Below are 25163 nucleotides of genomic sequence, written 5' to 3'. Positions count from 1 at the left end.
ACGGAGATATAGCAGCAATGCCAAAACGTACAGATTTAAAAAGCATTCTGATTTTAGGCGCCGGCCCGATCGTGATTGGCCAGGCCTGTGAATTTGACTATTCAGGTGCCCAAGCCTGTAAAGCATTAAAAGAAGAAGGTTACCGCGTTATTCTGGTGAACTCGAACCCAGCCACCATTATGACCGACCCGGAAATGGCTGATGCCACCTACATTGAGCCAATTCACTGGCAGGTAGTGGAAAAAATTATTGAAAAAGAGCGCCCTTGCGCTGTTCTGCCCACCATGGGCGGCCAGACTGCACTGAACTGTGCACTGGAATTAGAACGGCAAGGTGTGCTGGCTAAATATAATGTTGAGATGATTGGCGCTACTGCCGATGCCATCGATAAGGCAGAAGATCGTGGTCGCTTTGACAAGGCCATGCGCTCTATCGGCCTGGCTTGCCCACGCGCGGGTTTTGCGCATTCGATGGATGAAGCCTACCAGGTACTGGAAGACATTGGCTTTCCGTGCATTATCCGGCCGTCGTTCACTATGGGCGGCTCAGGTGGTGGTATAGCCTATAACCGCGAAGAGTTTGAAGAAATTTGTACCCGCGGCCTGGATCTATCACCTACCAAAGAATTGCTGATTGATGAGTCATTAATCGGCTGGAAAGAGTACGAAATGGAAGTGGTACGCGATAAAAACGATAACTGTATTATCGTTTGTGCCATTGAAAACTTCGACCCTATGGGCGTGCACACCGGTGATTCTATCACCGTAGCCCCGGCGCAAACGCTGACCGACAAAGAATACCAAATCATGCGTAATGCCTCGTTGGCAGTACTGCGTGAAATCGGCGTTGAAACCGGTGGTTCCAACGTACAGTTTGGTATTAACCCGGTTGATGGCCGCATGGTTATCATTGAGATGAACCCGCGCGTGTCGCGCTCATCTGCGCTGGCCTCTAAAGCTACCGGCTTCCCGATTGCCAAAGTGGCCGCCAAACTGGCCATTGGTTATACGCTGGACGAGCTGGCCAACGACATTACCGGCGGTAAAACCCCGGCGTCGTTTGAGCCGAGTATCGACTACGTGGTTACCAAGGTGCCGCGCTTTAACTTTGAAAAATTTGCCGGTGCTAATGATCGCCTTACTACCCAGATGAAGTCAGTCGGTGAGGTGATGTCAATTGGCCGCAACCAGCAGGAATCGCTGCAAAAAGCACTGCGCAGCCTTGAAATTGGTGTTTGTGGTTTAGACCCTGTTATTGATATTACGCTGCCGGAAGCGAAAGATAAAATTGTCCGTGAATTAAAAGAGCCTGGCTCGCACCGTATTTGGTATATCGCCGATGCGTTCCGTTTTGGCATGAGCATGGATGATATTTTCACCTTAACCAATATCGACCGCTGGTTCCTGGTGCAAATCGAAGATTTGGTAAAAGAAGAGCTGGCATTGGGTAAAGATGGCTTTGCCGCGCTGGACGAAGCCCGGTTAAAACGCTTAAAACGCAAAGGCTTTGCCGATAAGCGTATTGCCGATGTATTAGGTGTCAGCGAAAACGAAGTACGCAAAAAGCGTTACGGCTACAAGTTGCACCCGGTGTACAAACGGGTAGATACCTGTGCGGCAGAATTTGCCTCTAACACCGCTTACATGTACAGCACTTACGATGAAGAGTGTGAAGCTGCACCGACCAACCGCGATAAAATTATGATTATCGGCGGCGGGCCGAACCGTATCGGTCAGGGTATCGAATTCGACTATTGTTGTGTACATGCGTCACTGGCACTGCGCGAAGACGGCTTTGAAACCATCATGGTTAACTGTAACCCTGAAACCGTGTCTACCGATTACGACACGTCAGACCGGTTATACTTCGAGCCTATCACGCTGGAAGACGTGCTGGAGATTGTGCGTAAAGAGCAGCCTAAAGGCGTGATCGTGCAATACGGTGGCCAAACGCCACTGAAATTAGCCCGTGCACTGGAAGCCAACGGCGTGCCAATTATAGGTACCTCACCGGATGCCATTGACCGCGCTGAAGACCGCGAACGTTTCCAGCAAGCAGTAGAGCGTTTAGGCTTAAAACAGCCGAAAAACGCTACCGTAACCAGCATGGAAGAAGCGATTTCCAAGGCGCCGGAAATCGGTTTCCCGATGGTAGTACGCCCATCTTACGTACTGGGTGGCCGCGCGATGGAAATCGTCTATGACGAACAGGACCTGCGCCGTTATATGACCGATGCGGTTAGCGTATCGAATGACTCACCGGTGCTGCTGGATAACTTCCTTGATGATGCGATTGAAGTCGACATCGACGCTATCTGCGATGGCAAAGAAGTGGTGATTGGCGGCATTATGGAACACATCGAACAAGCCGGTGTGCACTCCGGTGACTCGGCCTGTTCACTGCCTCCGCATAGCCTGAGCAAAGAGATTCAGGACGTAATGCGTGAGCAGGTGCGTAAGCTGGCGATGGAGCTGGGCGTGGTCGGCCTGATGAACACGCAGTTTGCGGTAAAAGATAACGAAGTCTACTTAATTGAAGTTAACCCGCGTGCCGCCCGTACTGTGCCGTTTGTCTCTAAGGCTACCGGTGTGGCGGTAGCCAAAGTGGGGGCCCGCTGTATGGCCGGCAAATCACTTGCTGCACAAGGTATTACCAAAGAAATCATTCCGCCGTTTTTCTCGGTAAAAGAAGTGGTTATTCCGTTTAACAAATTCCCGGGTGTGGATCCGATCCTTGGCCCTGAAATGCGTTCTACCGGCGAAGTGATGGGTGTGGGGGATACCTTCGAGCAAGCGTTTGCTAAAGGTCAGCTTGGTGCCAGCACCTTAATTCCGACCGGAGGCCGTGCCTTGCTTTCCGTGCGTGACAGCGATAAAGTGCGCGTAGTTGAACTGGCAAAACTAATGGTAGTCAAAGGCTTTGAGTTGGACGCTACCGGCGGTACCGCTAAGGCATTAGAAGCTGCCGGTGTGGTTTGCCGTACCGTAAATAAGGTGTCTGAAGGCCGGCCGCATATTCTGGACCGCATTAAAAACGGCGAGTACAGCTACATTGTGAATACTACTGACGGTCGTCAGGCAATTGAAGATTCTAAAGTAATACGCCGTGGCGCTTTGCAGTATAAAGCCAACTATACCACGACGTTAAATGCCGCCTTCGCTACCGTTAAATCAAATGCCGCCAGTGCCTTTGACAGCGTAGCATCGGTGCAGGAACTACATAAGAGAGTAAACGGATGAGTGCAATCCCGATGACAGTGCAGGGCGCAGAACGTTTGCGCACTGAGCTGCATGAATTGAAATCAGTGAAACGGCCGGCGATTATTCAGGCCATTGCTACGGCGCGTGAGCACGGCGATTTAAAAGAAAACGCCGAGTACCATGCAGCCCGCGAGCAACAGGGTTTTTGTGAAGGCCGCATTCAGGATATTGAAGCCAAGCTGTCTAATGCGCAGATCATTGATATCAGCAAGTTACCTAATACCGGTAAGGTTATTTTTGGCAGTACAGTGACTATTCTGAACCTGGATACAGAGGAAGAAGTGACTTATCGTATTGTTGGTGACGATGAAGCCGATATTAAAAATAACCTGATCTCGGTAAATTCGCCGATAGCGCGCGGTTTAATCGGTAAGGTAGCAGACGATGTGGCTAATATTACTACTCCCAAAGGGGTGGTTGAGTTTGAAATTACCGACGTCAAATACATCTGACAACGCTTGTACAAATTAAACTAAAAACGCCGGGACAAAGCCCGGCGTTTTTTATTTGTGGCCGATGTAAGCCTCTGTTTCAGGTGAAAATCCTCCGGAAAGCTTGCAACAACTTCGGCAGTGGTACGCATTACTGAGCGGAAATGTTCAACAATCATGCTTGCAGATAAATTTGCTTTAACATTACACAATTTTTATGCTGGGTTTACTCAATAAATGGAAGCGTAGCATGTTTGAATTAATGGCGCTGTTAGCGGGGCTGCTGGTACTGGTTGGTTCGGTTTGTGGCATTATTGCTTTGTTGCAATTAGACGGCTTGCGCCGGCAGGTGGCGGTGCTGGCTCAGCAGCGCCAGCCGGCAGCTACTGCGGCCGACAGGGTAACACAGCCTGAGTCTGTTAATATGCCCGGCGTGGTGTCTGCAACAGCGGCGGTGACTAAGGCGGCGCCGGCTCAAACAGCGGCTGAAGTAATATCACCCTTTGCGGTAAACTACAGCAGCACGGCAAGCCGTGTCCTGGTGCCTGAACCGGCTGAGCGGCCGGCTAAGGCAGCCATAAACTGGCTGGGCTGGCTTGAACGGCAGTTGATTGATCGCGGCATGGTATGGCTGGGCGGTGTGGCGCTGGCTTTTGGTGGCATTTTTCTGGTACGTCACTCGCTGGATGCGGGCTGGTTTTCACCGGCGCTGCGTATTATCAGTGCTGTAGTAATGGGGCTGTTGTTGGTAGCCGGCAGCGAATGGTTGCATCGTAAGCGGCTGTTTAGCCTGGCATTGGATAACTATATTCCGGCGGCACTGGCCAGTGCCGGTTTTATCACCCTGTACGCAGCCTTATTAATGGCTTATCAGTTTTATCAGCTGTTACCGGCGGGGCTGACGTTTGGCTTACTGGCTGTGGTAGCTGTCAGCGCCTCATGGTTTTCACTGCGGCAGGGGCCTGTTCTGGCAGTGATTGGTATTCTGGGCGCTTATACGGTGCCTGTGCTGGTCTCAACCGGCAGCAATAATGTGCTGGCGCTGTTGCTATATGTTGGTGTTGTTACTACCTCGTCGGTGCTGGTAGAGCAGCGGGTGCGCCGGGCCTGGCTGTGGTACTTGCCAATGGCGGCACATTGCTTATGGTTATTGGCCGCTATCAGCAGTAGCGATAGGTCACAGCTTTGGTCGGTTTGGCTGGCGCTGTGGCTAAGCATGGCTTTGTTAGTATGGTTGCCGCGTATTGGCATCCGCGCAGAACGTCTGCAACCGGCTGCTGTGCCACTGCGACAGTGGTGGCCGCCGCTGCGTGAGCATGGTCTGGGGGCCGTAATGTTACTGCTAAGCGTATTTTGTCTGTGGCAGTTTAATGACCTGACCAGCTATGTGGCTCTGTTGGCTTTAATCATCCTGTTGTATCTGATGGCACTGAGCGATGGCCGCTCTGAGTTATGGTTATGGACCGGCGGCGGTCTCGCGCTGTGTTGGGTTGCGTTAAACCCATTGCAGGCTGTGTTAACCCCGGCTACGCCGGTGCAACCGGTAAGTTGGTTTAGTGGCAGCTTGTTGCAAATACAACTGTTGCTGGCTTTGCTGTGCCTGCCATTGTTGGCACGCAAGTGGCTGGCCAGCCGCTTGCATTGGTCGGCGGCAGTGGCGTTATTGCCGGTGTTATTATTGGGTCTGAGTTATCAGTTGGCCGGTCCGGTGCTGCGCTTGCAGTTGCAGAGCGGCTGGATGTTCTATGCGGCAGTTTTGGTCATAGTGCAGTCATTACTGGCGCGGCGCACCACGTTACCTGCGTTGGCCTTTATTCATAGTGCCGGGGCAAATTTCGCGCTAACATTTTGTTTTACTTTACATTTGCAAGCCGCCGCGTTAACGGTGGCGATTGCCGCCCAATTGGTATTGATGTCGTTGCTTAGCTTTAAAGCGCGGTTACCGTTGCCGGCCTGGCTGGTTAAAGGCTTGCTGGCGCTGATATTGCTGCGCCTGACATTAGCCCCCTTGAGTGGCAGCTATGAAGGGATCACTGTGCTGGGGCTGCATTGGTCGTTAGCAGTGTATCCGTTAACTCTGGCTTGTCTGATTGGAGCCTGGTGGCTATGGCGCGGCAGTGCCTTGCAAGTCGTGTTCGAAGGCGCTTGCTTGCACTTGTTGGCGGTATTTATCAGCGTGCAAACGCAGTATTGGTTAAACGGCAGGGTGCTGGATTTTAATCAGCTTAATTTCAGCACTATGTTGGTACACAGTTTTAACTGGCTGTTGCTGGCCTGGGTGTATCAATGGCGCAGTTATCACGCCGGCCGTCTGCAGCGCTTGTATCAGATCAGTTGTGGTGTATTGTTGCTGCTGGCCGGGCTGTTACAACTGCAACTTAATACGGTGTTAAATCCGTTTTATACCAATCAGCCACTGGGCGATTGGCCACTGTTTAATTTGCTGCTGTTATTGTGGGGGTTGCCGGCGCTGTTGTGTTATTTGCTGGCGCGGTTAGGTTCGGCTCAGCAATGGCCCAATTATTACCGGCCGGCCGGTTACTATCTGGCGGCCGGGCTGGCGCTGCTTTATATTGTCGGCACGGTGCGCCATTACTGGCAGGGCCAGAGCATTGGCCTGACACTCATTACCGGTAACGCCGAACACTATAGCTATTCGCTGGTGTTTTTACTGCTGGCTGCCCTGGTCGTGGTGCTGGCAGAAATACAGCGTAAGGCGCAATTGCGCAAAGCCGGCTTTGCTCTGTTGCTGATGGTGATACTAAAAGTGTTTCTTGTTGACTTAAATGAGCTGACCGGCTTGCTGCGGGCGGCGTCGTTTATGGGTTTGGGTATGAGTCTGGTGCTGCTAAGTGCGGTGTTCCAGCGCCTGCAGCGGCAAACCGGTACGGCCGGTTTAGCCCGGGTAACTTAGCGCGTTCTGATAGCGGCCGCTGTAGTCAAAAATGCTATCCAGCAGTTGCCAGCCTTTGCCGGTTTTTTTCAGCAGCAGCAGCTGCGGCATGCGGAATTTATTCTGCTCGGCTACCAGTTCGCCGGCGCTGTGGTAGTTTTTCGGTTTGCATCCGGGGGTGCGGCTGTGCGGTAAAATAAACAGTGCATACAGCGCCCTGCGCTGTGCCGCTGTGTCCAGTTTAAAATGACGGTAAAACGGGTTGCCGTCTACATCCAGATACTGTACTTGCAAGTTACCTTGCTGCTCACTGAGTATCATCTGCTGGCAGCGAAATAAATGGTGATGTTTTTGGCTTAGTACTGCTTTTAAACGTTTATCCGGGTCGATTAACGGCGACTGACATTGCTGGCATGCTCTGGCGGCAATGTCATTTTCACCGCCACAGTCGGGGCAAATTCTGGCTCTGAACCGGTAACTGCATTGTGTTGGCGCTGCAGCAGTGTGGTGTGCCGCTAAGCCCTGACAGCGCCGGCCATAGTGTTCAATAATATCCCCGTCATTATCGACTAACCCCCAGAATATATTGGCAAACTGACACTGTGGGCAAGGAACCTGTACCGGTACCGCTTTGCTGGCGGGGCGCGGGCTGCCTACTTCCGGATAGAACAAATCGTAGCCGTTGGCGGCGTAGTCAATGATCAGGCAGTGGCTTTTATCCGGGCTACTACGCAGGCCGCGGCCAACCATTTGCTGAAATAAACTTACCGAGGCAGTAGGCCGCAAGATAGCGATTAAGTCGACATGCGGCGCATCGAAGCCGGTAGTCAGTACCGAAACGTTCACCAAAAACTTCAGCTGCCGTGCTTTAAATGCAGTAATCAGTTGGTCGCGCGCGGTATTGCCGGTCGTGGCGGTGAGGAGCGCGGCGGATTGGCCGTGCGCCTCAAGCAAGCTAAGTACCTCTTTGGCATGGCGCACCGTAGCGGCAAAAATAAGCACACCTTGTTTATTGACCACTAACTGACACAGCTGGCCGACAATCAGTTTGGTGGCACGGCCCATTTTGTTAAGAATGGAATCTACCTGTTGCTCATTGTAATCAAGGCCGTTGGCCGGTTGCAGCGTGCTAAAGTCATACTGGGCCGCCAAGCCATCCAGCAAGAGCGGCTTGGCTAAGTAACCTTCATTAACAAGGGGCCGTAATGGCAGCTCGAAGATACAACGCGCAAAGCTGGCATGCTCAACAGAACCTACCCGGCCATGATAATGGCTTTGGTAAATCCAGCCGGTACCTAACCTGTAGGGGGTCGCAGTCAGGCCAAGGATTTTAACAGCCGGGTTGTGCCGGCGCAGCTGGTCGAATAATAACTGATACTGGCTGCCGGGGCTTAGGCTAACGCGGTGGCATTCATCGATAATTAATAATGAAAAAGGTTGGTCAAATTGCTGCAGGTTGCGTGCAGCAGACTGCACACTGGCGATAACCGTTTTAGCGGAACTGTCTTTTTGCTTAAGACCAGCGGCAAAAATGCTGCCGGGCTGATCTAATAAACTGACCTTTTCAGCATTTTGTGCGACCAACTCTTTAACATGAGTCAGAATAAGTACCCGGCCTTTGGCTAGCCGTGCCAGTTCAGCTAATACCAGGCTTTTACCCGCGCCGGTAGGCAGTACTATCACCGCCGATTGGCTGCTTTGTTTAAAATGCGTAATGGCCGCGTCAACGGCTTGCTGTTGATAATCTCTTAATTGCACGGCTGTTTTGCATGATAGTGGCTGCCTTGCAGCTTATGCTGGCAGCCGGTTTTTCGGGAAGGGTATCAACCGCGCGGTAAAATAATCTTTTTCGCTTCGCTTTGGCGGAATAACACCAGGGTTTTACCAATTACCTGGACTTTTTCGGCTTTGGTTTCACGGATAATGGCATCCATGATCAATACTTTTTGTTCGCGATCTTCAGTGGGTACTTTAACTTTAATTAACTCGTGAAAGTTCAGTGCTACGTCAATCTCGGCTACTACACCTTCGGTCAGGCCATTGCCGCCGAGCAGGATCACCGGCTTAAGCTCGTGGGCTTTGGCCTTTAAAAATTGTTTCTGTTTGTTGGTTAAACTCATAAAATGACTATTTCCGCAGGTAACGCTTGAATTTGCGTTATTGTAGCGCCATCTAACGCATAACACTAATCAAGAGTGAAAGCATGACCAAGAAAAAGCGCTCTGCCAGTTCAACGCGCTGGTTGAAAGAGCATTTCGATGATCAATTTGTGCAAAAGGCACAAAAATTAGGCCTGCGTTCACGTGCAGCGTTTAAACTGGAAGAGATAAACCAGCAGGATAAACTGATTAAGCCGGGTATGACAGTGGTGGATTTAGGTTCAGCACCCGGCAGTTGGTCGCAGTTTTCTGTTGGTCTGGTAGGTGATAAAGGTACGGTAATCGCCTGTGATATTCTGCCGATGGACCCGATAAACGGTGTCAGTTTTTTGCAGGGTGACTTTCGTGAAGAAGCAGTGTTAGACGCTTTACTGAGCCGGATTAACGGTAAGAACGTAGATGTAGTGTTGTCAGATATGGCACCGAATATGAGCGGCAATGATACTACCGACCAGGCACGTTCAGTGTATCTGGTCGAGCTGGCGTTGGATATGTGTGGCAAAGTGTTGAAGCAAAATGGTAGTTTTGTGGTCAAAGTATTTCAGGGTGATGGCTTCGAGCAGTTTTTAAAAGATGTGCGTGCGGCCTTTACCACAGTGAAAATTCGCAAGCCTGATTCATCCCGTGCACGTTCACGGGAGACATATATCGTGGCTACCGGCTTCAAAGTCTAGTAAAGTAGCCGGATAATTATCTATTTATCGGTAAGAAGAGGTTATAACCTTGAGTGACATGGCAAAGAATTTGATTGTCTGGTTAGTGATCGCCGTCGTATTAATGTCGGTGTTCAATAGCTTTGGCCCGGGCAACACGGCGGACCAGCTAACCAGCTACACTCAGTTTATCAAAGAGGTAAATCAGGGCCAGATCCGCGAAGTTAAAGTGGAACGTACCGGGGTTATTACCGGCGTAAAACGCAGCGGTGAGCGGTTTGAAACCGTAGTGCCCGGTGGCTATGATGAAAAGCTGCTGGATGACCTGATTAAAAACGACGTTAAAACCCTGGGCAGTAAGCCTGAGGAAAGCAGCTGGCTGACGACGATTTTTATCTCCTGGTTCCCAATGCTGTTGTTAATCGGCGTGTGGATCTTCTTTATGCGCCAGATGCAGGGCGGCGGTGGCAAAGGTGCCATGTCGTTTGGCAAAAGCAAAGCGCGCTTAATGGGTGAAGACCAAATCAAAACCACCTTCGCGGATGTAGCCGGTTGTGACGAAGCCAAAGAAGAAGTCTCTGAACTGGTAGATTATTTGCGCGATCCATCCCGCTTTCAAAAATTGGGCGGCAAAATTCCAACCGGTATTTTGATGGTTGGCCCGCCAGGCACAGGTAAAACACTGTTAGCCAAAGCGATTGCCGGTGAAGCCAAGGTACCTTTCTTTACCATTTCCGGTTCAGATTTCGTTGAGATGTTTGTTGGTGTGGGTGCGTCCCGCGTACGTGACATGTTTGAACAAGCCAAAAAAGCGGCGCCCTGTATTATCTTTATCGATGAGATTGATGCGGTAGGCCGTCAACGTGGCGCCGGTTTAGGCGGTGGTCATGATGAGCGCGAGCAAACCTTAAACCAGATGCTGGTAGAGATGGACGGCTTTGACGGTAATGAAGGTATCATTGTTATCGCTGCCACTAACCGTCCTGACGTATTGGACCCTGCATTATTGCGTCCGGGCCGTTTTGACCGTCAGGTTGTTGTTGGTTTGCCGGATGTAAAAGGCCGCGAGCAAATTTTAAAAGTGCATATGCGTAAAGTGCCACTGGCTGAAGGCGTAGAGCCGTCAGTAATCGCCCGTGGTACGCCGGGCTTCTCCGGTGCTGACTTAGCTAACCTTGTTAACGAAGCTGCACTGTTTGCTGCCCGTGGTAATCGCCGCGTGGTGTCGATGGACGAGTTTGAAAAGGCCAAAGACAAAATCATGATGGGCGCAGAACGCCGCTCTATGGTGATGACAGAGAAAGAAAAAGAAATGACAGCCTACCACGAAGCTGGCCATGCCATTGTTGGCCGCTTAGTGCCGGATCACGACCCGGTGTATAAAGTCAGTATTATTCCGCGTGGCCGTGCTTTGGGTGTCACTATGTACTTACCTGAACGTGACCGTGTATCGCACAGCAAACGTCTGTTAGAAAGCATGATCAGTTCGTTGTTCGGTGGCCGTATTGCCGAGGAAGTGATCTACGGTTTTGAATATGTGACTACCGGTGCGTCGAACGATATTGAGCGGGCCACAGACTTGGCGCGCAAAATGGTTACACAGTGGGGCTTTTCGGAAAAATTAGGCCCGTTGTTGTATGCCGATGAAGAAGGCGAAGTGTTCTTAGGCCGTTCTGTCAGCAAAAATAAACATATGTCTGAAGATACGGTGAAGGCCATTGATGCAGAGATCCGCGAGTTTATTGACCGCAACTACGACAGAGCGAAAAAGCTGATTGAAGAGAATATGGACATACTGCATGCTATGAAAGATGCCTTAATGAAGTATGAAACCATAGACGCGAAACAGATTGACGATTTAATGGCACGGCGTGAAGTTCGGCAGCCGGAAAACTGGGAGCCGCGCGATAAGCCGGGCTCAGACGACAAACCGGACGCCAAAGCCGGCAAAGAAGATGATGTAGTGGCAGATGGCAAACCTTCAGAAGGTAATCTGCACTAAGCACTGCTGATTGTCATTTAATAGTTGTCAGTTAATAGCTGCCAATTAATATAAGCCCCGGTTTTGCCGGGGTTTATTTTTAGTAGCAGCCCTGCCGTTCAGGAGTTTATATGCAGTTAGCTTTGCCCCGTCAGCGCAGTCTGGATCTCAGCCGTCCGCTGGTGATGGGTATTTTAAATGTTACGCCGGACTCGTTCTCAGATGGCGGCCGCTATAACCGTTATGATGCAGCGCTGCGTCAGGCTGAGCAAATGCTGGCCGACGGCGCTGCTATTCTTGATATTGGCGGTGAGTCTACGCGCCCTGGTGCAGCAGATGTGTCAGCACAGGATGAGCTGGAGCGGGTAGTGCCGGTAATAGAGGCAATACGGCAACGCTTTGATAGCGTCATCTCCATCGATACCAGTAAGGCGGTAGTGATGTCAGCAGCGGTTCAGGCCGGTGCCGATATTATTAATGACGTACGGGCTTTACTCGAACCTGGCGCCTTAGAAGCCGCCGTTGCAGCACGGGCGCCGGTGTGTTTGATGCATATGCAAGGCGCACCGCGCAGTATGCAACAGGCACCGCAATATCAGGATGTGGTAGCAGAAGTAAAACAGTTTCTGCTCGAACGGGCGCAAACATGTCAGCAGGCCGGCGTGCTTAAGCAGAATATTATTCTGGATCCCGGTTTTGGTTTTGGCAAAAGCCTGACGCATAACTATGTACTACTACAACAACTGCAGCAGTTTGCCGACAGCGGCTACCCGGTGCTGGCCGGCATGTCGCGTAAGTCGATGCTAGGCCAGTTATTGGCGATTCCGGTTAACGAGCGTTTGGCAGCCAGCGTGGCCTGCGCTACTATTGCAGCATTAAAAGGTGCCCGCATTATCCGCGTGCATGATGTCAAAGAAACAGTGCAGGCAGTCAGGGTTGTGACCGCCATGCAGTATGGAGCATAAAGGATGAGCAGAAAGTATTTTGGTACCGATGGTATACGCGGCAAAGTGGGTGATTTTCCGATCACGCCTGAGTTTGCGATGAAGTTAGGCTGGGCGGCTGGCCGCGTGCTGTCGCAGCGTGGTACCCGTAAAGTATTGATTGGCAAAGATACGCGTATTTCCGGTTATTTGTTAGAAACGGCATTGGAGGCGGGCCTGATTGCCGCCGGTATCGATGTGCGTTTACTGGGCCCGATGCCGACACCGGCAGTAGCGTATCTGACGCGGACCTTCCGCGCTGAAGCGGGTATCGTAATCAGCGCCTCGCACAACCCTTATTATGACAACGGCATTAAGTTTTTCTCAGCAGACGGTACCAAGTTGCCGGATGAAGTAGAACTGGCGATTGAGTACGAGCTGGAGCAACCTATGGTGTGCGAGCCGTCAGAAAAGCTCGGCAAAGCCACCCGGATCGACGACGCCGCCGGTCGTTATATTGAATTTTGCAAGAGCCACCTGCCTAACCATCTGTCGTTAAAAGGCCTGAACATTGTTATAGACTGCGCGCACGGTGCTACCTATCACATAGCGCCGGCGGTATTTAAAGAATTAGGTGCAGCGGTTACTGTTATTGCCGCCACGCCGGATGGCTTTAATATCAACGATCACTGCGGTGCCACCCATACCGAATTACTGCAAAAAACCGTGGTGGAGCAAAAAGCCGATTTAGGTATTGCCTATGACGGTGATGGTGACCGCGTGATGATGGTCGACCACAGTGGCCGTGTAATAGACGGCGATGAAATTGTCTACATTATTGCCCGTGCAGCTAAAGAGCAAAATAAGTTACAAGGTGGCGTAGTCGGCACCCTGATGAGCAATCTGGGGCTGGAGCTGGCGTTAAAAGAGCTGGATATTCCGTTTGCCCGCAGTGCAGTGGGTGATCGCTATGTAATGGAGTTGCTGCGTGAGAAAAATTGGCGCATCGGCGGTGAGAATTCCGGCCATGTGCTGAATTTAGACCATACCTGTACCGGTGATGGCATTATTGCCTCATTGCAGGTACTTAATGCGATGATAGAAGCGAAAATGAGCCTGGCGGAGTTTAGCCGTGGCATGCATAAGTTGCCGCAGGTACTGGTAAATGTGAAGTTTGAAAAGGGCACTGCACCGCTGGAGAAGCAGCATGTTAAGCAAGTGATTGCTGATGTTGAAGCCAAATTAAGCACTTCAGGCAGGGTACTGATCCGTAAAAGCGGCACTGAGCCGTTAATCCGCGTTATGGTAGAAGGCGAAGATGCTGCGCTGGTGCGCAGTTTTGCCGAACAGATTGCCGCTGCGGTAAAAATCGCCAGTTGATTGTCCAAAGGCGCCAATAATGCTTGTTTGCACGGGCGTGGTTAGTTACTATCGCGCCCGTTAAATAACGGGGATACAGTATCATGCAACGCACACCCTTGATTGCAGCGAACTGGAAAATGAATGGTTCAGCAGCGCTGGCAGAACAAATGACGGCAACACTGGCCGGATTGCCGTTGGATAAAGTCAGTGTGGTAGTTTGCCCGCCGGCAACGCTGTTGGCACGTTTTAGTAACAAGGGCGGTTTTGCCCTGGGCGGCCAGACATTAAGCCACGAAAGCAGTGGCGCCTATACCGGCGAAATTAGTGCAGAGCTGTTGCAGGAAGCTGGAGCCAGCTATGTAATTGTCGGCCATTCAGAACGACGCACGTTGAATTTTGAAAGCGATGCATTGGTGGCCGCGAAGCTGACACAGGCCGTTGCAGCCGGGTTAACGCCGATTCTTTGTGTTGGTGAGTCATTGCAGCAGCGCCGGCAAGAAAAAACACAGCAGGTTATTGCGCAGCAACTTGATGCGGTGTATGCTTCGCAGCCCGAATTACTGCTGAAATCAGTGATTGCATACGAGCCAATTTGGGCCATAGGTACAGGTGAGTCCGCTACGCCGCAACAGGCACAAGCAACTCATGCTTTTATCAGGCAACATTTGGCACAATACGATGCGCAGGCAGCAGAAACGGTAAAATTATTGTATGGCGGCAGTGTTAATGCAGACAATTGTGCTGCATTATTTCAGCAAGCCGACATAGACGGTGCTCTGGTTGGAGGCGCAAGCCTGAAACCAGCAGAATTTGCGCAAATTTGCCTTGCAGTTACAAAAGGTGCAAAGGAATAAGCATGTACGAAATTTTGATAGTGTTTTATTTATTAGTTGCGTTGGCTTTAATCGGTCTGGTGTTAATTCAGCACGGTAAAGGCGCAGATATGGGCGCAGCTTTTGGTGCCGGTGCTTCTGCTACTGTGTTCGGTTCGTCCGGTACCGGTAATTTCCTCACCAAAACGACTACTATTCTGGCAACCATCTTTTTTGTATTAAGTCTGGTACTGGGTAACTACAGCGCCGGCCAAAGCAAACAGGTTGACGAATGGCAGGATCTGTCAGTACCGGTTACTGAGCAGGTTGAGCAGAAAAAAGACGACGCCAGCGATATCCCTGTAGGTAACTGATCCGCTTAATTCAGCCGAGGTGGTGAAATTGGTAGACACGCTATCTTGAGGGGGTAGTGTCTTCGGACGTGCGGGTTCAAGTCCCGCTCTCGGCACCAAATATATCAATAGTTTGCTCAGGCAAGGCTTGCGATAAACCAGCCAGCGCTATATAATAAGCGCCAATTACGGACGCGGGATGGAGCAGCCTGGTAGCTCGTCGGGCTCATAACCCGAAGGTCGTCGGTTCAAATCCGGCTCCCGCAACCAACTTTGCAGTACAAAATAGTTTAATTATGTTTTAGTGCTGAAGGTTGTCGGTTCGCTCTTAAACTCTGGGGCTCCCGCCAACCAACTTCTTATGAAGTGATTAGAATTTCAATTAACATTGGCGATATGTTAGTTGATTGGATGCCCATTCGCCCCGCTAGTTCGGGGCGTTTTCGTATCTGCAGACTCAGTTTTAAGCAGTATTGGGCTAAGCAGCCCTTTTTTTATTTGCTGTTGTTGCCAATATTACCGCTGAGGTAATAGGCGAAAGCAGCTTTTCCGGAGGTCGCGTTGAACAAGCAAGAACAGAAACTGACAGAGCTATTGCTGCCTACTGTCGAAGCTGCCGGCTTTGAATTGTTAGGCTTAGAGCTGATGCAGGCTGGTCGTCATTCAACATTACGCTTGTATATTGATCACGCTGATGGCGTAAACGTGGATAACTGCGCACTGGTAAGCCGTGAAGTCAGTGCGATTTTAGATGTGGAAGATCCTATCACCAATGAATACCTGTTAGAGGTATCGTCACCGGGCCTGGATCGGCCATTGTTTACGGCAGAGCATTTTGCTGCCGTAGTCGGGCAGAAAATTGAAGTAAAACTGGCTATTCCACAGGATGGCCGGCGTAAGTTTAAAGGCGTACTAACAGCTATTGAAGACGATATGTTGATAGTGGAAGTAGATGGCAAACCCTATCGTTTGCTGATGGATAACGTAGATAAAGCAAACGTGGTACCGGTGTTTTAAGGTATCGGGGCAAAGCGAGGCAACACACAATGGCAAAAGAAATATTACTGGTTGTTGATGCAGTTTCAAATGAGAAATCTGTGCCGCGGGAGAAGATCTTCCAGGCATTGGAATTTGCGTTGGCAGCAGCCACCAAAAAGAAAAACGAAGGCGATATTGAAGTTCGTGTCAACATTGACCGTAAAACCGGGTCTTATGAAACTTTTCGCCGCTGGCAGGTTATTCCGGACGATCAGGTGCAAGAGCATCCGTACCGCGAAATGACCTTGTCTGCTGCACAGTATGACGATCCGTCAGTGCAGGTTGGCGACTACTACGAAGAGCAAATTGACTCTATCGAGTTCGACCGTATCACTACCCAGATGGCGAAACAGGTTATCGTACAAAAAGTACGCGAAGCTGAGCGTTCACAGGTAGTAGAAGCTTATATTGACCAGGTGGGTGAGTTAGTCACCGGTGTGGTGAAAAAAGTTAACCGCGACAGCATCATTATTGATTTAGGCAATAACGCTGAAGCTATGTTAGGCCGTGATGAAATGTTACCGCGCGAAACCTATCGCCCAGGCGACCGTCTGCGCGCTTTACTGTTTGAAGTAAAGCCGGAAGCGCGTGGTGCTCAGTTGTTTTTAAGCCGTTCACGGCCGGAAATGCTGCTGGAATTGTTCCGCATTGAAGTGCCGGAAATCGGTGAAGAAATGATCGAACTGCGTGGTGCCGCCCGTGATCCTGGTGCGCGCGCCAAAATCGCTGTTAAAAGCAATGACCGCCGTATTGACCCGGTAGGCGCTTGCGTCGGTATGCGTGGTTCACGGGTGCAGGCCGTATCGAACGAATTGGCCGGCGAGCGGGTAGATATCGTGTTGTATGACGATAACGATGCGCAGTTTGTTATCAACGCTATGGCACCGGCTGAAGTGGCCTCGATCATTGTTGATGAAGACGCCCACTCAATGGATATCGCGGTAGAAGATGCCAACCTGGCGATGGCGATTGGCCGTAACGGTCAAAACGTGCGTTTAGCCAGTCAGCTTACCGGTTGGGAGCTGAATGTGATGTCGGTTTCTGCGATGAAACAAAAACACCAGGAAGAAACCGCTAAGGTACGTCAGGTGTTTGTTGATGCGTTGGAAATTGACGAAGACTTTGCCGATGTGCTGGTAGATGAAGGTTTCTCCACGCTGGAAGAAATTGCTTATGTACCAATCAGCGAGCTGTTAAGCATCGATGGTCTGGACGAAGCGACAGTGGAAGAACTGCGCGGCCGTGCCAAAGCAGTATTAACCACCCGTGCGTTGGCCAGTGAAGAGTCACTGGAAGATGCACAACCAAGTGAGGCGCTGTTAGCGCTGAAAGAATTAGATACCCACACGGCCTATGTTCTGGCCAGTAAAGGGGTAACAACGTTAGACGACCTGGCAGAGCTGGGTGTTGATGATTTACTGGAAATAGCCACTATGTCGGAACAACAAGCCGCCGACATGATTATGGCAGCCCGTAACATCGTTTGGTTTAGCGAAGAAAATAAGTAGTCAACGGAGGTAACAACACAAATGGCAGAAGTCACTATAGAAAAGCTAGCCAGTGATGTCGGTACTACTGTTGAGCGGTTAGTGCAGCAATTCGCTGATGCCGGTATCAGTAAAGCAGCCGGTCAGGTAGTCAGCGAAGATGAGAAAAAATCCCTGCTGGAACATTTAAGTGCCCAGCACGGTGGTAAGTCGGCAGAACCTGCGCGTTTAACATTAAAACGCAAAGAAAAAACCACCCTCAGCGTAGCTGGTGGAGCAGGTCGTAACCGCGAAATTCAGGTTGAAGTACGTAAACAAAAAACTTACGTGAAAAAACCTGTGCTGGACGAAGCAACAATGAAAGCGCAGGAAGAAGCCCGGTTGGCAGAAGAAAAAGCCAATGCCGAAGCTGAGCATGCCCGCGCTGAGGCCGATCGCAAAGCTAAAGAAATTGCTGCAGCTAAAGCGAAGGAAGAAACCGAGCGTAAAGCTGCTGAAGCCCGTCGCCGTGAAGAAGCTAAGCAAGCACAGCTGTTAAAAGACGATCCGGAAGAAGCGGCGCGTCGTGCGGCGAAAGAAGAAGCACGTAAAGAAGCCGATCGTATTCGTCAACAACAAGAAGCCGAAGCACTGCGTAAGCTCGAAGAAGAAGCGGCCAAGCAAGCAGAAGCGGCGCGTAAACTGGCCGAAGAAAACGGCGAGCGCTGGGCACAGGAAGAGAAAGCCAAGCCTGCTGATACCGACGATTACCACCTGACCAGCAATGAATTTGCCAAGCAGGCCGAAGACGAAGTGGACGCTAAAGAAGAGCGCGCTGGACGTCGCGGTACCGGTAAAAAAGCCCCTGTTGTTAAAGGCAAAAAGAAAGACGATGCCAATGACAAAGAAGCCTTTAACCGTGCTAACCGTCATGTGAAGAAAAAGAAAACGCCAACCAGCATGCAGCACGGTTTTAATAAACCTGCGCAACCGGTTGAACGTGAAGTAAAAATCGGCGAAACCATCACTGTGGCCGAATTAGCCGCCAAGATGGCAGTTAAAGCGTCTGAAGTTATTAAGATCATGATGAAGATGGGCGCTATGGCGACCATTAACCAGGTGATTGATCAGGAAACCGCGGCCATTGTCTGTGAAGAAATGGGCCACAAGTTTACCCTGACCAAAGAAAACGAGCTGGAAGAAGCCGTAATGTCTGACCGTCAGGGTGAAGGCGAACTGGAGCCTCGTGCGCCGGTTGTTACGGTAATGGGCCACGTTGACCATGGTAAAACCTCCTTACTGGATTATATCCGTAAAGCCAAGGTAGCAGCCGGTGAAGCCGGTGGTATTACCCAGCATATCGGTGCCTACCACGTTGATACCGACCGCGGTATGGTCACCTTCCTTGATACACCTGGTCACGCTGCTTTTACCTCTATGCGTGCCCGTGGTGCCAAGGCGACAGATATCGTTATCCTGGTGGTAGCGGCTGATGATGGCGTGATGCCGCAAACCAAAGAAGCTATCCAGCACGCGAAAGCGGCCGGTGTGCCAATCGTGGTGGCAGTGAACAAGATGGACAAACCGGAAGCCGATCCTGAGCGCGTACGTAACGAACTGTCACAGTACGATGTTATCTCAGAAGAATGGGGCGGTGATGTGCAGTTTGTGCCGGTATCGGCAAAATCAGGCATGGGTATTGATGACTTACTTGAAGCCATTCTGAACCAATCTGAACTGCTGGAATTAAAAGCTGTTAAGCAAGGCTTAGCCCGTGGTGTGGTGATTGAATCACGCCTGGATAAAGGCCGTGGTCCGGTAGCGTCGATCCTGATCCAGGAAGGTACCTTACAGCAAGGTGAAATCGTGCTGTGTGGTTTTGAATATGGCCGTGTTCGGGCGATGCGTGACGAGAACGGTAAAGAGATTAAAACTGCCGGCCCGTCTATTCCGGTAGAAATCTTAGGTTTATCCGGTGTACCACAAGCCGGTGACGAAGTAACCGTAGTAAAAGACGAGCGTAAAGCACGTGAAGTGGCACTGTACCGTCAGGGCAAATTCCGTGATGTGAAACTGGCGCGTCAGCAGAAGTCTAAGTTGGAAAATATGTTTGCCAACATGACTGAAGGCGATGTGTCTGAGCTGAACATCGTACTGAAAGCTGACGTACAAGGTTCGGTTGAAGCCATTACTGAGTCACTGATGAAACTGTCAACCGACGAAGTAAAAGTGAAGATTGTTGGCAGCGGTGTAGGTGGTATTACCGAAACCGACGTTACCTTAGCTGCTGCTTCATCGGCGATTGTTATCGGCTTTAACGTGCGTGCCGACGGTACAGCACGTAAGCTGGTAGAAGACGAGGGCCTGGACTTACGTTACTACGGCATCATTTATGAGCTGTTAGACGAAGTACGCGCGGCAATGACCGGTATGTTAGCACCAGAGTTTAAGCAGCAGATCATCGGTCTGGCGCAGGTACGTGATGTGTTCCGTTCACCGAAGTTCGGTGCAGTCGCCGGTTGTATGGTAACTGAAGGCGTGATTAAGCGTAATGCCCCTATCCGCGTACTGCGTGACAACGTGGTGATTTTCGAAGGCGAACTGGAATCGCTGCGTCGCTTTAAAGATGACGTAAGTGAAGTACGTAACGGTTTCGAGTGTGGTATCGGCGTGAAGAACTACAACGATGTGCGCGAAGGCGATCAGATCGAAGTGTTCGAAGTGATACAGGTTGAACGCACCCTGTAACAGGCAACGCAGCAATAAAACAGGGGCCTTGGGCCCCTGTTTTGTCTGTTGCAGACAATGGAAATATAGCAATGAAAGAGTTCTCGCGCGTCGACAGACTGTCGCAGCAAATGAAAAAAGAAATGGCGGTGATCCTGCAACGCGAAATTAAAGATCCGCGGCTGCACAGTATGATCACGGTGTCAGACGTGGAAGTATCGCGCGATCTGTCGCATGCCAAAGTGTTCGTCACCTTTTTAGGTCTTGCCGATGATAAGGTTGAAGATAACCTTAAGATCCTTAACGACGCCTCCGGTTTTGTGCGCAGCCTTATAGGTAAACGTATTCAGGCGCGTATAGTGCCGCATATCCGCTTTGCCTTTGATGAGTCATTAAACGAAGGTATTCGTATGGCTACTTTGGTTAGCACTGCACGGGCGGAAGATGACCGTCGCCGGCTGCAGTCGGGCCAGGCTTTGGATGATGTGGCTGATGCGGCCGACAACACAGACACTACCGACAGCAGCAGCGACGAGCCGGCAAACTAATGGCGCGGAAAAATGCCCGTGCCGTTAACGGCATTTTGTTGTTAGATAAGCCACTGGAAGTTAGCAGCAACGGTATTTTACAGCGCGTGCGCTGGCTGTTTCAGGCGCAAAAAGCCGGCCATACCGGCGCGCTGGATCCAATGGCATCTGGCTTGCTGCCAATCTGTTTTGGTGAAGCCACCAAGTTCAGCCAGTTTTTACTTGATACCGATAAAACCTATCTGGTCACGGCTAACTTTGGTATTCGTACCAGCACCAGCGATGTTGAAGGCGAAGTCATCAGTGAAAAGCCGGTACAGTTCAGTCAGGCGGATCTGGAGCAGGCTTTAACGACGTTTCGCGGCGATATTTTGCAGGTGCCAACGATGTTTTCCGCGTTGAAGTACCAGGGCCAGCCGTTATATCGCTATGCCCGCCAGGGTATTACCGTACCGCGCGAAGCCAGGCCAATCAGTATTTTTCGCTTTGAGCTGCTGAAATTCAGCGGCAACACAGCCGATTTTATTGTGCACTGCTCTAAGGGCACTTATATCCGCACTCTGATAGATGACCTTGGCGAAGCGCTGGGCTGTGGTGCTCATGTTGGTGCCTTGCATCGCACCCAGGTGGGCCCGTTTCATGCTGAGCAGATGATTACTCCGGTTCAACTCGATGCCCTGGCAGAGCTGTGCCATCAAAGCAAAGATTTCTCTGCCATGGATACGTTGCTGCTGCCGCTGGACGCCGGTATTGTTACTATGGCTAAGCTGCAGTTGACAGCGCAAGAGCAACACCGCTTGCAACATGGCCAGAGTTGCCAGGTTGCGCTGGCAGATATTGCCGCAATAAAACTGCATGGCCCGGACGATAGCTTCTTTGGCATTGGCCAGGTTGAACAAGGCGTGTTGAGTTCGCGGCGTTTATTAAATACTGCCGCATTACCCTAAGAGTGGTGTAGCAGAAACGCCTTGTAAAAAAGCAGTAAAATGCTATTATACGGCGGATTTTTTGGGGTCTGCTGGATGAGTGATCGGCGATTCCCTTACTTAGTTCACTCACATTTGGAGTTAAATATGTCTTTAAGCGCTGCTGATAAAGCAAAAATCGTTGCCGACTTTGCTGTTAAGCAAGACGACACAGGCTCACCGGAAGTTCAGGTAGCTCTGTTAACTGCTTCTATTAACCACCTGCAGGGCCACTTCGCCCAGCATAAGCATGACTTCCACTCACGTCGTGGTCTGCTGCGTATGGTTAGCCAGCGTCGTAAGTTACTGGATTACCTGAAAGGTAAAGACCAGAGCCGTTACGCTACACTGATTGAGCGTTTAGGCTTACGCCGTTAATCGGTTTGAGTAAAAAAGGGGCTTTTAGCCCCTTTTTTTAATTTAGCTGACAGACTATTTTTTCACTAAAGTTTACCATTGACTGAACTATCTTTGTGCTTTGGTTACAGAGTATACTACGCAAGAATTAAACGACAAAAATGACATCGCAATCAGGCGATAAAGTAAAGGAAACAAACACGTGACTCCCATCGTAAAATCATTCCCGTTCGGCCAACATACTTTTACCTTAGAAACCGGCGTTATCGCCCGTCAGGCAGATGCCGCAGTGCTGGCCAGCCTGGGTGATACATCAGTTTTAGTAACGGTAGTGGGCAAGAAAGAAGCCAAACCAGGCCAGGATTTCTTCCCGTTAACGGTAAATTATCAAGAAAAAATGTACGCTGCCGGCCGTATCCCCGGCGGTTTCTTTAAGCGTGAAGGTCGCCCGTCAGAAGGCGAAACCTTAACGTCACGTTTAATCGACCGGCCAATTCGCCCGCTGTTCCCTGAAGGCTTCAACAATGAAGTACAGGTTATTGCCACTGTGGTGTCAGTACAGCCGGAAATTCAGCCGGATATCGTAGCGTTAATCGGTACTTCTGCTGCGTTGGCATTGTCAGGCATTCCGTTTGCCGGCCCTATTGGTGCTGCCCGTGTGGGTTACATCAATAACCAGTACGTACTGAACCCGTCAGAAGACGAGCTGAAAAGCTCTAAGCTGGACTTAGTGGTAGCCGGTACTGCCGGTGCGGTATTAATGGTTGAATCTGAAGCCGGTATTCTGTCTGAAGACGTGATGCTGGGCGCAGTAATGTATGGCCATGAGCAAATGCAAACTGCCATCAATGCCATCAACGAATTTGCTGCTGAAGGCGCTAAGCCAAAGTGGAACTGGCAGGCACCTGCTAAGAACGAGCCGTTAATTGAAAAAATTGACAGCCTGGCGCGTGCGCAACTGGGCGAAGCTTATCAGATCACTGAAAAAGCCAAGCGCTATGAGCGTATCGGCGAGATTAAAGCGGCGTTGGTAGAAAAACTGACTGCTGAGCTGGCCGAAGGCGAAGAGCTGAACAAAAACGAAGTGGGCGAGATTTTCCATGAGTTGGAATCTAAAGTCGTACGTGGTCGTATCACTAAAGGTGAGCCGCGTATCGACGGCCGTGACCCGGAAATGATCCGTGGTTTAAGCGTAATGACCGGCGTGTTGCCACGTACCCACGGTTCAGCGCTGTTTACCCGCGGTGAAACTCAGGCTTTGGTAACAGCAACTTTAGGTACGGCGCGTGATGCACAAAACATCGACGATTTGTTAAGTGCTAAAACCGATACCTTTATGCTGCACTACAACTTCCCGCCGTACTGTGTCGGTGAAACCGGCATGGTGGGTTCACCTAAGCGTCGCGAAATCGGCCACGGCCGTTTAGCCAAGCGCGGTGTATTAGCGGTAATGCCTGATTTCAATGACTTCCCGTACACTGTACGTATAGTGTCAGAAATCACTGAATCTAACGGTTCAAGCTCTATGGCATCAGTATGTGGTTCTTCTTTAGCCCTGATGGACGCCGGCGTACCTATTAAAGCCTCAGTGGCCGGTATTGCCATGGGTCTGGTAAAAGAAGGCGACGACTTTGTTGTATTGTCTGACATCTTAGGTGATGAAGATCACTTAGGTGATATGGACTTTAAAGTAGCCGGTACTACCGACGGTATTACGGCACTGCAAATGGACATTAAGATCGACGGTATTACTAAAGAAATTATGCAAATTGCGCTTAAGCAAGCTAAAGCGGCCCGTTTGCACATCCTGAACGTAATGGACCAGGCGATCAGTGGTCACCGCGAAGAGATGTCTGAGTACGCACCGCGTATTTACACCATGAAGATTAACCCGGAGAAAATCCGTGAAGTAATCGGTAAAGGTGGTGCTGTTATTCGTCAGATCACTGAAGAATCCGGTACGACTATCGAGCTGGAAGATGACGGCAGCATTAAAATTGCCGCTACCACTGCAAAAGCCGCACAAATCGCTATCGACAAGATCAACGCCATCACAGCCGAGATTGAAGTGGGTGCCATTTATGAAGGCGAAGTCGTGCGTATTGTTGACTTCGGTGCCTTTGTTAACGTACTGCCTGGTAAAGATGGCCTGGTACACATTTCACAAATCTCTGATGAGCGCGTGAATAACGTATCTGAGCACCTGACTTTAGGTCAGAAAGTATCGGTCAAGGTACTGGAAGTTGACAAGCAAGGCCGCGTGCGTTTAAGTATCAAGGAAGCCAACGCTAAACCTGCTACTGAGTCTGCTAATGCTGAAGAAAATGCCTGATAGGCTGTTGTTCCGGGTAGCGCCTTTGGCGCTACTGGTAGCGTTAACCGCTGGCTGTGCTTCACAGCCGGCGTCTACTGCCGGCTGGCTTATCCCGGAGCCACTGGCGGTGTCTTACCGTACTGAACTGGCCATAGCCAGATTAAGTGAAATACTGCATCGCGCCGAATTATCAGAAGAGCAATCTGCTCAGCTGTTTTACGATCGCGGCGTAATGTACGACAGTGTTGGCCTGCGCTCTTTGGCGCGGCTGGATTTTTTAAGAGCGCTGCGGTTAAAACCGGACATGGCGGACGCCTACAATTTTGTCGGTATTCACCATACGGTTAGCGGCGATTTTGATCAAGCCTATGAAGCCTTTGATTCCGCTTTGGAATTAGCACCTGAACACGAGTTTGCTTATTTAAACCGTGGTATAGCACTGTATTATGCCGGTAAAACAGAATTAGCTGTCGGTGATTTTGAACGCTTTCTGGCGTTAAAACCGACCGATGCTTACCGCGTGATCTGGTTGTATCTGGCGCAAAGTGAGCTGTCTGCAGAGCAAGCGCAGCAGCAACTGGCGCAACATGCGCTGATATTGGACAAGGCCGAGTGGTCTGGCAATATAGTACGGTTTTTACTGGGTGAAATCAGTGAGCAAGCTTTGCTCGACTCGGTGTTAGATGACTTATCCGGCCCCCAGCTGTTAGCTGAGCGCTTATGCGAAGTGTATTTTTATCTGGCGAAATGGCATGAAAGCCAACAACAACCGGAACAGGCACTGAGCTACTACAAGCAAGTGCTGGCTACCAATGTGTATGAGTTTGTTGAGCACCGTTACGCGCGGTTAGAAATGGCGCGCTTACGTGGCGAAGTACAACAAATTGATGCCTACGATGAGCCTTAACCTGGTTCGTGTCGCAATTTTGAAAAGCCGGTTAA

19 protein-coding genes and 2 tRNA genes are annotated in these 25163 nt (G+C 50.5%); 19 read left to right on the top strand and 2 right to left on the bottom strand.

What is annotated here, in order from left to right; genetic code table 11:
- Window positions 1-17: 17 nt before the first annotated feature.
- The 3 genes from carB to Q8O77_RS15695 all read left to right on the top strand — a co-directional run bounded on the left by carB (window position 18) and on the right by Q8O77_RS15695 (window position 6605).
- Window positions 18-3239 (top strand): carbamoyl-phosphate synthase large subunit, encoded by a 3222-nt coding sequence (carB, locus tag Q8O77_RS15705; RefSeq protein ID WP_305555278.1) that lies wholly within the window; start codon window positions 18-20, stop codon window positions 3237-3239.
- Window positions 3236-3712: a transcription elongation factor GreA gene (greA, locus tag Q8O77_RS15700; protein ID WP_305555275.1), complete on the top strand. Its 477-nt coding sequence runs from the start codon at window positions 3236-3238 to the stop codon at window positions 3710-3712. Before carB ends, greA begins: the two co-directional genes overlap by 4 nt.
- Window positions 3713-3941: 229 nt before the next feature.
- Window positions 3942-6605, top strand: coding sequence for a DUF2339 domain-containing protein (locus Q8O77_RS15695; RefSeq protein ID WP_305555272.1), 2664 nt, complete (start codon window positions 3942-3944; stop codon window positions 6603-6605).
- Here the strand turns inward: Q8O77_RS15695 and Q8O77_RS15690 are convergent.
- Both Q8O77_RS15690 and yhbY read right to left on the bottom strand, forming a co-directional pair.
- Entirely contained in the window at window positions 6588-8342 is a 1755-nt protein-coding gene (locus Q8O77_RS15690) for a DEAD/DEAH box helicase (protein ID WP_305555269.1), read from the bottom strand. The genes Q8O77_RS15695 and Q8O77_RS15690 overlap by 18 nt on opposite strands.
- A 65-nt stretch (window positions 8343-8407) precedes the next feature.
- Window positions 8408-8704 carry a ribosome assembly RNA-binding protein YhbY gene (gene yhbY / locus Q8O77_RS15685; protein ID WP_305555266.1) on the bottom strand — a complete coding sequence of 99 codons (297 nt, stop codon included), beginning with the start codon at window positions 8702-8704 and terminating at the stop codon, window positions 8408-8410.
- An 83-nt stretch (window positions 8705-8787) separates the two neighbouring features.
- On the opposite strand from yhbY, the gene rlmE reads away from it, so the two are divergent.
- The 16 genes from rlmE to nlpI all read left to right on the top strand — a co-directional run bounded on the left by rlmE (window position 8788) and on the right by nlpI (window position 25128).
- Window positions 8788-9417, top strand: coding sequence for a 23S rRNA (uridine(2552)-2'-O)-methyltransferase RlmE (gene rlmE / locus Q8O77_RS15680; RefSeq protein WP_305555263.1), 630 nt, complete (start codon window positions 8788-8790; stop codon window positions 9415-9417).
- Between the two features lie 58 nt (window positions 9418-9475).
- The gene (gene ftsH, locus Q8O77_RS15675) at window positions 9476-11398 is read left to right on the top strand and encodes an ATP-dependent zinc metalloprotease FtsH (protein ID WP_305555260.1); all 1923 of its coding nucleotides are present in this window, start codon (window positions 9476-9478) and stop codon (window positions 11396-11398) included.
- A 110-nt stretch (window positions 11399-11508) separates the two neighbouring features.
- A complete protein-coding gene (folP, locus tag Q8O77_RS15670) occupies window positions 11509-12342 on the top strand; it encodes a dihydropteroate synthase (RefSeq protein WP_305555257.1) in 834 nt (277 codons plus the stop codon).
- Window positions 12343-12345: 3 nt separating this feature from the next.
- Window positions 12346-13680, top strand: a complete 1335-nt coding sequence (glmM, locus tag Q8O77_RS15665; protein ID WP_305555254.1) for a phosphoglucosamine mutase — start codon at window positions 12346-12348, stop codon at window positions 13678-13680.
- An 83-nt stretch (window positions 13681-13763) separates the two neighbouring features.
- Window positions 13764-14516, top strand: a complete 753-nt coding sequence (gene tpiA / locus Q8O77_RS15660) for a triose-phosphate isomerase (RefSeq protein ID WP_305555251.1) — start codon at window positions 13764-13766, stop codon at window positions 14514-14516.
- A gap of 2 nt (window positions 14517-14518) precedes the next feature.
- Window positions 14519-14848 (top strand): preprotein translocase subunit SecG, encoded by a 330-nt coding sequence (gene secG, locus Q8O77_RS15655; RefSeq protein WP_305555248.1) that lies wholly within the window; start codon window positions 14519-14521, stop codon window positions 14846-14848.
- 13 nt (window positions 14849-14861) lie between these two features.
- Window positions 14862-14946 (top strand) — tRNA-Leu (locus Q8O77_RS15650).
- A gap of 74 nt (window positions 14947-15020) precedes the next feature.
- Window positions 15021-15097: transfer RNA gene (locus Q8O77_RS15645), tRNA-Met, on the top strand.
- Window positions 15098-15388: 291 nt separating this feature from the next.
- Entirely contained in the window at window positions 15389-15844 is a 456-nt protein-coding gene (rimP, locus tag Q8O77_RS15640; protein ID WP_305555245.1) for a ribosome maturation factor RimP, read from the top strand.
- A gap of 29 nt (window positions 15845-15873) precedes the next feature.
- On the top strand, window positions 15874-17373 hold the full coding sequence (gene nusA, locus Q8O77_RS15635; RefSeq protein WP_305555242.1) for a transcription termination factor NusA: 1500 nt from the start codon (window positions 15874-15876) through the stop codon (window positions 17371-17373).
- Between the two features lie 21 nt (window positions 17374-17394).
- Entirely contained in the window at window positions 17395-20079 is a 2685-nt protein-coding gene (gene infB / locus Q8O77_RS15630; RefSeq protein ID WP_305555239.1) for a translation initiation factor IF-2, read from the top strand.
- Window positions 20080-20150: 71 nt separating this feature from the next.
- Window positions 20151-20606 (top strand): 30S ribosome-binding factor RbfA, encoded by a 456-nt coding sequence (gene rbfA, locus Q8O77_RS15625; RefSeq protein ID WP_305555236.1) that lies wholly within the window; start codon window positions 20151-20153, stop codon window positions 20604-20606.
- A complete protein-coding gene (gene truB, locus Q8O77_RS15620; protein ID WP_305555233.1) occupies window positions 20606-21532 on the top strand; it encodes a tRNA pseudouridine(55) synthase TruB in 927 nt (308 codons plus the stop codon). Before rbfA ends, truB begins: the two co-directional genes overlap by 1 nt.
- A 126-nt stretch (window positions 21533-21658) precedes the next feature.
- On the top strand, window positions 21659-21928 hold the full coding sequence (rpsO, locus tag Q8O77_RS15615) for a 30S ribosomal protein S15 (RefSeq protein WP_173501911.1): 270 nt from the start codon (window positions 21659-21661) through the stop codon (window positions 21926-21928).
- A 181-nt stretch (window positions 21929-22109) separates the two neighbouring features.
- The gene (gene pnp, locus Q8O77_RS15610; RefSeq protein WP_305555229.1) at window positions 22110-24239 is read left to right on the top strand and encodes a polyribonucleotide nucleotidyltransferase; all 2130 of its coding nucleotides are present in this window, start codon (window positions 22110-22112) and stop codon (window positions 24237-24239) included.
- Window positions 24220-25128, top strand: a complete 909-nt coding sequence (gene nlpI, locus Q8O77_RS15605) for a lipoprotein NlpI (protein WP_305555226.1) — start codon at window positions 24220-24222, stop codon at window positions 25126-25128. The genes pnp and nlpI overlap by 20 nt, the downstream gene beginning before the upstream one ends.
- Window positions 25129-25163: the final 35 nt, after the last annotated feature.

Source organism: Rheinheimera sp. (genome assembly GCF_030690345.1).
GTDB lineage: Bacteria > Pseudomonadota > Gammaproteobacteria > Enterobacterales > Alteromonadaceae > Alishewanella.
The sequence above is the reverse complement of the archived record's forward strand: the minus strand, read 5'-3'. Positions and strand labels throughout refer to the sequence as shown.

Coding starts and splice junctions, on each gene's coding strand:
- ftsH (WP_305555260.1), top strand. CDS start 9,476: ATGGCAAAGAATTTGATTGTCTGGTTAGTGATCGCCGTCGTATTAATG.
- carB (WP_305555278.1), top strand. CDS start 18: ATGCCAAAACGTACAGATTTAAAAAGCATTCTGATTTTAGGCGCCGGC.
- secG (WP_305555248.1), top strand. CDS start 14,519: ATGTACGAAATTTTGATAGTGTTTTATTTATTAGTTGCGTTGGCTTTA.
- Q8O77_RS15695 (WP_305555272.1), top strand. CDS start 3,942: ATGTTTGAATTAATGGCGCTGTTAGCGGGGCTGCTGGTACTGGTTGGT.
- rlmE (WP_305555263.1), top strand. CDS start 8,788: ATGACCAAGAAAAAGCGCTCTGCCAGTTCAACGCGCTGGTTGAAAGAG.
- tpiA (WP_305555251.1), top strand. CDS start 13,764: ATGCAACGCACACCCTTGATTGCAGCGAACTGGAAAATGAATGGTTCA.
- rbfA (WP_305555236.1), top strand. CDS start 20,151: ATGAAAGAGTTCTCGCGCGTCGACAGACTGTCGCAGCAAATGAAAAAA.
- infB (WP_305555239.1), top strand. CDS start 17,395: ATGGCAGAAGTCACTATAGAAAAGCTAGCCAGTGATGTCGGTACTACT.
- folP (WP_305555257.1), top strand. CDS start 11,509: ATGCAGTTAGCTTTGCCCCGTCAGCGCAGTCTGGATCTCAGCCGTCCG.
- rpsO (WP_173501911.1), top strand. CDS start 21,659: ATGTCTTTAAGCGCTGCTGATAAAGCAAAAATCGTTGCCGACTTTGCT.
- nlpI (WP_305555226.1), top strand. CDS start 24,220: ATGCTGAAGAAAATGCCTGATAGGCTGTTGTTCCGGGTAGCGCCTTTG.
- truB (WP_305555233.1), top strand. CDS start 20,606: ATGGCGCGGAAAAATGCCCGTGCCGTTAACGGCATTTTGTTGTTAGAT.
- nusA (WP_305555242.1), top strand. CDS start 15,874: ATGGCAAAAGAAATATTACTGGTTGTTGATGCAGTTTCAAATGAGAAA.
- yhbY (WP_305555266.1), bottom strand. CDS start 8,704: ATGAGTTTAACCAACAAACAGAAACAATTTTTAAAGGCCAAAGCCCAC.
- greA (WP_305555275.1), top strand. CDS start 3,236: ATGAGTGCAATCCCGATGACAGTGCAGGGCGCAGAACGTTTGCGCACT.
- glmM (WP_305555254.1), top strand. CDS start 12,346: ATGAGCAGAAAGTATTTTGGTACCGATGGTATACGCGGCAAAGTGGGT.